The sequence below is a fragment of the Caldicoprobacter guelmensis genome (genome assembly GCF_016908415.1).
Classification (GTDB): Bacteria; Bacillota; Clostridia; order Caldicoprobacterales; family Caldicoprobacteraceae; genus Caldicoprobacter; species Caldicoprobacter guelmensis.
In genome coordinates, this window is record NZ_JAFBDW010000001.1 from 494,659 (window position 1) to 505,219 (window position 10,561).

The following is a 10,561-nucleotide window of genomic DNA, read 5'->3' on the forward strand; positions in this document are numbered from 1 at the left end:
AAAATTTCTACTCTTAAAATAGATTATACACAAAAACGAAAACAGTAAAAAGAATCTTCGAATTAAATATAGGTCTTTTTTCATATTTTTTTAATCCAAGAAGGATTTTGGTGCTTTATGTAGAAATATTAATAAGGATTATAGCAAAATATGACAAAAAGCAAAAAAACTGACGGGTACAGAAAGGAGGGAGCGCAAGGGTATAAATAGCCCTTGCAAAGGTTGTGGCAAACATATCGACTACTGTAAAATTTTCTCGTTTAAACAGCATAAGCAATAAACTGATAGCAGCGTTTCTCATGATGATTATCCCCATCTCCATCCTGGGTTATTACTCTAAAGACAAAGCGGAAAAGGCTATACAGCAGACAGCAGCCCATTCCACCATTCAAACCATGGAACAGATGGCACAGTATTTCAGCCTTGTTTTATCAAGCGTTGAGGAAATATCCATGCAAATATTTACCAACAAGGATATCCAAGACTTTTTTTTAATCAAAGATGACCAATTAAATACATATGAATTTCTTCAAATGAGACAAAAAATTCAATCTACATTGGGCAACTATACCATGAACAATAAATTTATCGATAGCATAATCATTTTAATCGATGAACGGCGCAGCATAACTGCTGGAAAAGTTTCTTTTTCCAGTTTAAATTTTGAAGACATAAAAAATGCAGAGTGGTATAAAGCCGCTATCGAAGAGAATGGTAAAATCATATGGCGAGGCAGTCATCCAGAATTGGACACCAGCGCTACCACCAAAACCGAATACTGTATGTCAGGCATTCGAGCTATAAAACACCTATCCAGCGGAAACATCATTGGAGTATTAGTAATAGACGTGAAATACGTGTCCATTATGGACATATTGAAGAATGCAAAACTGGGCTCAAGAGGTGAAATTCACTTAATTGGGCCCGACGGCCATACCTTAAGCTCAGAAACCGGTGAACAGATAAATGAAGAAGAATCGGTAACCACTCACAAAATTACAGAGCACGACTTTTATCAGGATATAATCTCTTCGGAAGAACCTGCTGGCTACAAAGAAGTTGACCATCACGGCCAAAAATGGCTGATGATCTATAACAGGATTGGAAAAACGGGATATACCTTGGTTGGCCTTATACCCAATTCGGTGCTTCTGGCCGCTACTTATGGAATTGCAAGAACCACTATTTTATTAATGGCGTTTGCCTGTATATTTGCACTGATAGTCGGCCTATATATGTCCAACAGTATGGGCCGTACCATAGTGAGAATCATTAACGCTGCCGAAAAAGTTGCCATGGGCGACCTAACGGTAAATCCCGTATCCAAGCGCAAGGACGAACTTGGCGTCCTTACAAGAAGCATTAACTCCATGATATCTAACATGCGTCAGCTCATACAGCAGACTGCTGCTCTCGCACAGAAAGTGGTAGATTCTTCAAATACAGTAGCCTCAACCTCACAACAGCTTTCGGCATCTTCCCATGAGATTGCTAAAGCGGTTCAAGAAATCGCTCAAGGTGCAGCTGAACAAGCATCAGATGCAGAACAAGGCGTACAAAAAATGGAAATGTTGGCCGCTAAAATCAACAGCGTCTCTGAGAATGCAAAGGAAATAAATCATCTATCGAAAGAAACGCTAAATCTAACTCAGCAAGGGCTTAATGCCGTAGAACAGCTAGAGCAAAAAGCCCAGCAAACCACCGCTATAACCCATGAAATATTGGCAGACATAGACAACCTCAACCAGCACTCGCAGGCCATAGGAAAAATAATTAAAGTAATTGACAACATAGCTGACCAGACCAACTTACTCGCTTTGAATGCGGCAATAGAGGCTGCGCGGGCCGGAGAAATGGGCAGAGGGTTCGCTGTAGTGGCCAATGAAATAAGGAAACTTGCTGAGCAGTCAATGGCTGCCACACGAGAGATCACAACTATTATCAAAAACACGCAACAACAGACTGCCCAGACCGTCAAACGAGCTAAAAATGCCGAAGAAATTGTAAAATCACAAAATGAAGCCGTAGTTGCTACTATATCGGCTTTCAAACAGATAGCGGCATCGGCTGAAACGTTAGCTGGCCGAGTTGAGCAAATAATACATGAAGTCATCGAAATGGAAAATGACAAGAATCAGGCAGTATTAGCAATGCAGAACATATCGGCTGTATCCCAAGAAACGGCAGCTTCATCTCAGGAGGTAACAGCCTCCACGGAAGAGCAATTATCAGGAGTAGAGCAATTGGCTTCTTATGCCGAAGAGTTAAATTATGCTGCGCAGGAATTGATGCAAGCCATCAGCAAATTTAAAATAGAACAAAATTAAAGGGAGCAAACAAGTGCTCCCTTTAATCTTTTTTATAGTTTGTTTTTGTTGTGTCTCTTCTATCATGCCGATCCAGTGAACCAAGCCCCACCATCACGGGTGCAACAATCATTACCATGGTAATTATAAAAAACAAGACTCTCCATATCTCCGGATGAATATACCTATATAATTCTCTGCTGATTGTAACGGCAAGCGACAAAATAGAAGGCGCTTGGCCCAACAATCCCACTATAAACCCGGCTACGGCATTCTTACAAGTGCTTAAAGCACCAAAAGTCTTGCCATACTGAAACATCAGTACATAATACGGGATAATCAAGATCACCATCACGAGCCATACCGGCAACGGTATGGGAACCCCTATCTTCCTTAGCATTAATGCTGCCTCGAATAGCAAAAAGACGGCCACACCGCCCAGCCCCATCAACATAGCATTCAAAAGGGCCAGCCGCATTCCCTCAACAACACAACGTCCTGTCCGAGGAAACCACCTTTCCACTAACCTCATCTTAAAAGCTCCCAGCACGCCTTACAAATTACACCAATCCACTCAATTCGCGTTCAATTTGAGCAACCTTTAAATAGCTGTCCTTTAAAGAATAATATAGCTGTTTATACACCTCATAATATCTATTGTATATCTTTACATTATCCTCGATGGGATACTGCACTCCAACCCGTTTGATTGCCACTTCGCACGCCTCAGGTACGCTGCTGTAGACGCCGGTTCCGACACCAGCAAGTAGTGCAGCCCCAAAGGCAGGACCTTCAGTGGAATTGATAGTAGTGATTGGGCTGTTGAATACATCAGCCTGTATCTGTCGCCAGAGTTTGCTCTTTCCCCCACCACCGGAGGCTCGTACTTCGGATACCTCTACGCCCATCTCCTTAATTATTTCGAGACAATCCCTGAGGCTATACGCCACTCCCTCCATGACGGCACGGATCATCTCATTTCTGCCGTGCTTGGCGGACAAACCAAAAAATACGCCCTTAGCATAGGGGTCAAGATGAGGAGTGCGCTCTCCCATGAGATAGGGGAGGTATATAAGTCCCTGGCAGCCTGGCACAGCCTTTTCGGCCTCCGCGTCCATAAGCACATAGGGGTCAATGCCCATAAACTTAGCCAGCTCACGTTCCATACCGCCAAAATTATTGCGCATCCACTGTAGCGATAGCCCGGCACCTTGAGTGACGCCCATGACGTGCCAGGTATTGGGCACGGCGTGGCAGAAGGTATGTACCCTTCCTTTGGGGTCTATCTTTACCTGATCCATATAAGCAAAAACCACTCCGGATGTGCCAATGGTTGAAGATATAACCCCTGGCTTGACTATGCCATTGCCCACGGCACCGGCTGCCTGGTCACCGCCACCGCCTACAACCGGCGTACCAGGAAGTAAGCCCGTCAGTTGTGCAGCCTGCTGGCTCACCCTGCCGCTGACCTCCGGCGACTCATACACAGCCGGCAACCAATTAAAATCAATTTCAAGCTTATCCACTACTTCCCGACTCCAGGTCCTTTTGGGCACATCCAAGAACTGCATCCCGCTGGCATCGGATACCTCAGTAGCAAACTCGCCCGTAAGCCTGTACCTTATGTAGTCTTTTGGAAGCAATATCTTGTTTATCTTTTCAAATATCTCGGGCTGATGGTTTTTTACCCACATCACCTTGGAAGCGGTAAAGCCTGTCAATGCAGGATTAGCGGTGATTTCAATTAGCCTCTCTTTCCCTATAATCTCGGTTATTTGATCGCATTCCTCCTGAGTGCGCTGGTCGCACCATATTATGGCAGGCCTTAATACCTTACCCTCTTTATCCAAAAGCACCATCCCGTGCATCTGACCAGTCAAGCCTACACCCTTAACATCAGAGGGGTTAACTCCGCTCTTTGCCAATACCTCCCTTATGGTCTCAACAGCTGCGTTCCACCAGTCCTCCGGCTCCTGCTCGGCCCAGCCAATCTGCGGCTGATAAAGCGGATATTCTTCCGTGGCGCTGGCCACCGTATTTCCTCTTTCGTCAAACAGCGCAGTTTTGGTCCCCGAAGTTCCAATATCGATTCCAAGCAAATAAGCCATAGATAAAACCCTCCTGTCGTTTTGTTATAGTAATTTTCCTCTTTGAAGCTTTCTATGGATTTATTCTACAAAAAAAGTTGTTTCCCTTTATATCCTTAACAAAATTTTCGAACTTCATCCGCTATTCATTCTTATTCCTTCGCCAATAGTCAGCCTTGCTAATACAGCCTGATTATGGGCAGGCCACCCGACCATATAACTCAGTCGGATGGCCCTAATCTTACATTTCATTAGGATAAACCATGATCTTTATATGCTTTGCTTTGTTAATACGCGCTTCTTCAAGGGCTTGAGCAGTTTGAGCCAAAGAAAACCTTCCAGTAACAAGTGACCTTACATCGGCTATACCTGAAGATAATATATCAATCCCCTTGGGATAAGTATTAGCATATCTAAATATCCCGTATATATCTACTTCTTTATCAGCGATTTCGGGAACATTGAGAGGAATATTATCCTGGGCCGGCAGCCCTACAACAGCCAGTTTTCCCCCACGGCATAGACTGGCCAATGCATCCTGAAGCGTTTTGGGATGGCCTGCCGCTTCTATAGCCACATCCACTCCTCGTTTATCTGTAAAATCCAAAATCTCCTTGAGCGCATCAGCCTCCTTGGCATTAATCGCCAAAGTCGCCCCCACTTCCTTTGCAGCCTTCAACCTAATTTCTTCAAGGTCAACCGCTATTATCCTGCTGGCACCAAAGGCTTTGGCTGCAACCACTGCCATCAATCCCACAGGCCCTAATCCAAATATGGCTACCGTACTACCAGGTCTTATACCCGCTCTGGTGGCAGCATGTATCCCTACCGAAAATGGCTCAATCATGGCCGCTTCTTCAAATGTCAGGTGATCGGGTATATGAAATACAAAGTCTTGCCTATGCTTAAAATACTGAACAAACGCCCCATCATACGGCGGAGTGGCCAAGAACTTCACATCAGGGCACAGGTTATACCGTCCTTGCTTGCAATACTCACAGGTACCGCAGGTAACACCGGGCTCAACAGCTACCCTGTCACCCACTTTAAAACGCGTGACGTTATCTCCCACCGCAGCGACAATGCCGGCGCATTCATGCCCAAGTATGATCGGCTTTTCTACCACATACCTTCCGATTCTGCCGGTTTCATAATAGTGTACATCCGAACCGCACACGCCCACCGCCATAACCTTTATGAGCACTTCATCTGGCCCCACCTCTGGAACAGGCCTGTCTTCAAGCACGATCTCAAAAGGCTTTCTCAAAACCGCCGCTTTCATTCTGTCAGGCAAATCAGCTGTTATCGACATAAAAAACCACCCCCCTCCTTGCCCCTCATAAAATTTACCTAAACTCAAAATACCACTTTATATAATCTAAAATTCAATGTCCTCCCTCGAAGGAAAGCATAAAACTGAATCCACTATACTACCGTAACCTTTGTGGTAAATTTCTTATCATTGCCACCGATGATAATCTTCTTACCCACCAGCTCAAATTGACCTTTAGCCCGTATATCCTCCGAAGAACTGCCAATGAAAACATCAACCTTACCCGGCTCTACCACAAAGTCCATATTTTCATCGTAAAACCCTAATAGAGAAACAGGCATATCAAATATCACTGTCTTAGTCTGGCCAGGCTCAAGATGAATGCGTTTAAATCCTTTAAGCTCTTTCACAGGTCTAGTTACGTTTTGAGCTGGAACATGGACGTACAGCTGCACTACTTCGTCTCCCTTTATTTTACCGGTGTTTGTTACATCAATCTGTATTCGCACCTCTCCCTTTACATCCACATTTTCAGGCGATATCCTGAGGTTGCTGTACTCAAAAGTTGTATAGCTCAGTCCGTAACCAAATGGATACAAAGGCTTTGTGCTGCAGTCTACATAGTCGCCCAGCCAGTGCGAGCGTCCTCCTGAGGGTTTATGTCCATAATATACCGGTACCTGTCCTACTGTACGCGGGAAGCTAATAGGGAGCTTACCCCCTGGATTGTAGTCCCCAAACAATACGTCTGCTACAGCTCTTCCTCCTTCTTCACCGGGAAGCCATGCCTCAACTATCGCAGGAATATTTTCATGCAACCAGGTTATGGAAAGCGGCCTCGCGTTAACCAATACAACCACAACAGGAGTACCAGTAGCATACACCGCTTTTATGAGTTTCTCCTGTTTCCCTGTCAAATTCAAATCAGCCCTGTCTCTGGCTTCTCCTGACGTGCAGCCAAGAATAAGCCCTGACCTATCTCCAACAACTACAATGGCTACATCGGCTTTCTTAGCTATTTCAACTGCTTCATCAAAGCCGCTTTCATCATCACCTAAAACGTCACAACCTTTTGCATACAAAACCTCGGTATCAGCAGACACTTTCTCCTTAATCCCATCAAGCACGCTGACCATGGGTACAAACAGGTCTTCATCATTCAAACTTGCATAGGTAGGCTTTGCGGTGTCAAAGGTATCAGCCATCCTTTGCAGGGTTTCAATATGGCAAGGATAAGCATAATCTCCTATCATATTCCGGATATTGTGAGCATTGGGACCTATAACCGCTACTTTGCGTATCTCCTTGCTCAACGGTAATAGATTATTCTCGTTTTTGAGCAATACTATTGATTCCTGCGCCACTCGACGGGCAAGCTCACGCTGCTCGGGTATATCAAATACCGATTTAGCCTTTGAAGGCTCAACATAGGGATTTTCGAACAATCCCAATCTAAATTTGTGCTCCAAAATGCGTGCCACCACTTTGTCGATCACATCTTCTGAAACAAGGCCCTGTTCCACAGCTGCCTTTAACGGCAAACCGTAGCAATCAGTGCTTGGGAGCTCTATATCGACTCCTGCTTCAATGGCTTTTTTGGCAGCCAGTATCTTATCCGGGTTGAGCTTATGATATTCATACAACATGTTAATAGCAAAATAATCGGACACTGTAAGGCCTTCAAAACCCCATTCATCCCGCAATATACTTTTCAAGAGTCGGCTTGAGGCGTGACAGGGTATGCCATCTATTTCATGATAAGCAGGCATAATACACGCTAATTTTGCTTCCTTGACCGCCGCCTCAAATGGGAATAAATAAACCTCTCTTAACTCCCTTTCCGGGATATGCGCAGGCGCCCAGTTCATGCCACCTTCTGACATTCCATATCCAACAAAGTGCTTCCCGGTGGCCATGATTCCATCATGCAAGCCTTCACCCTGTAGACCCTTAATATACGCAATACCCATTTGAGCTACCAGATAAGGGTCTTCTCCAAATGTTTCCTCCGTCCTCCCCCATCTTGGGTCTCGTGTTACGTCCAACAATGGTGCCAACGCTTGGTGTGCCCCCGCTGCCTTCATCTGTATCCTAATTACCTCTCCTATGGCCTTGGCAGCCTCGGTATCCCATGTACTTGCCACACCGATGGTCTGAGGAAAACATGTGGCCCCTTTGGCCATAAAACCACTGCAGGACTCCTCATGTACAATAGCCGGTATGCCCAGGCGAGTGTTGTTTACAAGATAGTCCTGTATCTCATTTGCTATTTTGGCACAGGATTCGGGGTCAAGGTTGCTGGCGCCGGCTATCCTGGTAATCTGCCCTATTCCATGCCCAATCTTACAAGCTGCTTTCTCAGGGGAAAATTTTGTATCATCAAGTATTTCATACACCCAAACAGCACTCAGCTGAGCTATCTTTTCATCCAGTGTCATTCGTGATAACAAATCTTTTACTCGATCTTCAACCGGCTTACTCTTATCTTTATATAAGGCTTCTGCCATACATGCCCCTCCCTCGTTTTAAAAGACCATGACGTCCCTGGTACACAATAAACTTATCTTTTTGAGTAAGTGTATTTTAATTGATAACGCTCATTTAACATTTAGCAGATACTCATTTATCAACGCCTTTATTACTTCCTGCCTACCAGAGCGGTTTTTGATCACCGGATTTTGCATCGCATACTGCTCAAGGGTATGGAAATTGGCTTTGCCGGTTACTATATCCAGCCCTATGCCACTTCTGTAACTGCTGTACCGCTCCTCTATGAACTTATCTATCACCTTGTCCTCAATCAGCTTTGCAGCCACCTTGAGGCCTATGGCGTAAGTATCCATACCTGCAATGTGAGCATAGAACAGGTCCTCCGGTTCAAAAGAGCCTCGCCTTACCTTAGCATCAAAATTGACACCACCAGTGGTAAAGCCACCCGCCTTGAGTATCTCATACATTGCCAAAGTGGTGACATAAAGGTCAGTTGGGAATTCATCTGTATCCCAACCCAAAAGCAAATCCCCCTGGTTGGCATCAATGGACCCCAGCATGCCGTACAGGCTGGCCACCCTAAGCTCATGCTCAAATGTGTGTCCTGCTAAGGTAGCGTGATTGGCCTCTATGTTTAGCTTAAAGTAGTCTTTCAGCCCATAATGCTGTAAAAATGCGATAGTAGTCGCAGCATCAAAATCATATTGATGCTTTGTGGGTTCCTTAGGCTTGGGCTCTATCAAAAACTGTCCCTTAAAGCCGATCTCCTTGGCATATTCCACCGCCATATGTAAAAATCTAGCTAGATTGTCAAGCTCCAACTTCATGTCGGTGTTAAGCAGGGTCTCGTAACCTTCCCTGCCACCCCAGAACACGAAGTTTTCTGCACCAAGCTCCACTGCTATCTCGAGGCTTTTCTTTACCTGTGCTGCAGCATAGGCAAACACGTCGGCATTGCAGGATGTAGCGGCCCCATGCACATACCTGGGATGGCTAAACAAGTTGGCAGTATTCCATAAAAGCTTCGCCTTGCTGGTCTTCATGTACTCCTTTATCATGGACACTATGACATCAAGATTCTTATTAGTTTCTGCTAAAGTCTCTCCCTCTGGTGCGATATCTCGATCATGGAAACAGAAGAAGGGAACATTGAGCTTTTCAAAAAACTCAAAAGCTGCTTCTACTCTGGCCTTTGCTAGGTCCATGCCCGTATACTTATCCCATGGGCGTATCATGGTTTTTTCGCCAAAAGGATCAGAGCCACCGCCTGTAAATGTGTGCCAGTAAGCTACCGCAAATCTTAGATGCTGTTCCATAGTTTTGCCCATTATAACCTCTGAGGGGTTGTAATGCTTAAACGCTAGAGGATTTTTGGATTCTGGACCTTCGTATGCAATTGGTTTGATGTTGTCAAAATAAGCCATATAGTATACTCTCCTTTCTAAAAAATTTTAAAAATATTATTCAGCCAAACGTTTTTTTAAAATTTCTAAATACCTAAGTTTTGTGCAAACATCACTTAACAAATGGTTAAATAAGGAAACTCAACTGGACATACCTTGGCCTTGTTAACGCTTCTATTAAGAGTCTAGCCAGCTTGGTAAGCGGCGGTATTGTCACATGTATCCCTTCCGCTGTCCTCTCCACAAAACCTTTAACTCGAGAGCATTTCTTCACTAAAGTCTTTACCCCCATCTCCCTAAGCTCGCTACCTCCTAGCTTTATCTCCTTAAACCATGTAATAAGATTATGTGTCATTGCCATTATCAACAAAAAAGTATAAATGCCATAAAATTTACTGGTCCTTAAGTTCTTTATGCCATATATGTTCTTTGCCATCTTGAAAAATGCTTCTATCGTTTGTCTCCCATTGTAAAAATGAAAAGCCTCCTCACATGATAACTTCTCCCTACTTATGTTGGTATAAAGCATTGTATATGTTAAATTACCATCTTTGTTCCTAAACCGTACCAGTATAACTCTCATCCTCTTGTATAATAAATAACTATTTCGACAAAGGTGGCTATTACCCTTTATGTAATTATTGGTAGATCAACTATTGGAATTTTTATACATTTTTAGTGCCCTTGTTTGCACAAAATTTTCGTAAGTAGATTTGTTGACTATATCCTCCCCTTTTTCTTGTAAAATTCCTTTCAATATTATGCCCCTTGTTTTCAGAAATTAAAAACTACAGGCACTATATCCGCCTTAAAAAGAATTCTATTCGTTTCCAGTATCATTATAGCATTTTTGATATTGTTGGTAAAGTACCGTTTTAGCAAAGCCCATGTCAAGATTTGATAAAATTGAAAATTGCAATATTAAATGCAACACTTTTTTAAAGGAAAGTATGATATAGATATCCAAATTTTTACTGTTTAAAATGTAAAACCTTATGTTGT

At 43.8% G+C, this 10,561-nt stretch carries 8 protein-coding genes; 1 reads left to right on the top strand and 7 read right to left on the bottom strand.

The window, feature by feature from the left end; all coding sequences use genetic code 11:
- The first annotated feature begins 224 nt into the window (after window positions 1–224).
- A complete protein-coding gene (locus JOD02_RS02470; RefSeq protein ID WP_204486565.1) occupies window positions 225–2,327 on the top strand; it encodes a methyl-accepting chemotaxis protein in 2,103 nt (700 codons plus the stop codon).
- A 22-nt stretch (window positions 2,328–2,349) separates the two neighbouring features.
- Here JOD02_RS02470 and JOD02_RS02475 read toward each other — a convergent pair whose 3' ends face one another.
- The 7 genes from JOD02_RS02475 to JOD02_RS02505 form a co-directional block, all read right to left on the bottom strand.
- A complete protein-coding gene (locus JOD02_RS02475; RefSeq protein ID WP_204486567.1) occupies window positions 2,350–2,838 on the bottom strand; it encodes a hypothetical protein in 489 nt (162 codons plus the stop codon).
- Window positions 2,839–2,866: 28 nt separating this feature from the next.
- A complete protein-coding gene (xylB, locus tag JOD02_RS02480) occupies window positions 2,867–4,414 on the bottom strand; it encodes a xylulokinase (protein ID WP_204486569.1) in 1,548 nt (515 codons plus the stop codon).
- Window positions 4,415–4,634: 220 nt separating this feature from the next.
- A complete protein-coding gene (locus tag JOD02_RS02485; protein WP_207754191.1) occupies window positions 4,635–5,705 on the bottom strand; it encodes an NAD(P)-dependent alcohol dehydrogenase in 1,071 nt (356 codons plus the stop codon).
- A gap of 113 nt (window positions 5,706–5,818) precedes the next feature.
- Entirely contained in the window at window positions 5,819–8,173 is a 2,355-nt protein-coding gene (locus JOD02_RS02490) for a glycoside hydrolase family 3 N-terminal domain-containing protein (RefSeq protein ID WP_204486570.1), read from the bottom strand.
- Window positions 8,174–8,263: 90 nt separating this feature from the next.
- On the bottom strand, window positions 8,264–9,580 hold the full coding sequence (xylA, locus tag JOD02_RS02495) for a xylose isomerase (protein ID WP_204486572.1): 1,317 nt from the start codon (window positions 9,578–9,580) through the stop codon (window positions 8,264–8,266).
- 106 nt (window positions 9,581–9,686) lie between these two features.
- A complete protein-coding gene (locus JOD02_RS02500) occupies window positions 9,687–10,142 on the bottom strand; it encodes a transposase (protein WP_204486573.1) in 456 nt (151 codons plus the stop codon).
- Window positions 10,143–10,379: 237 nt separating this feature from the next.
- Window positions 10,380–10,561: hypothetical protein (locus JOD02_RS02505; RefSeq protein ID WP_204486576.1), on the bottom strand; the 182-nt coding region annotated here is incomplete at its 5' end.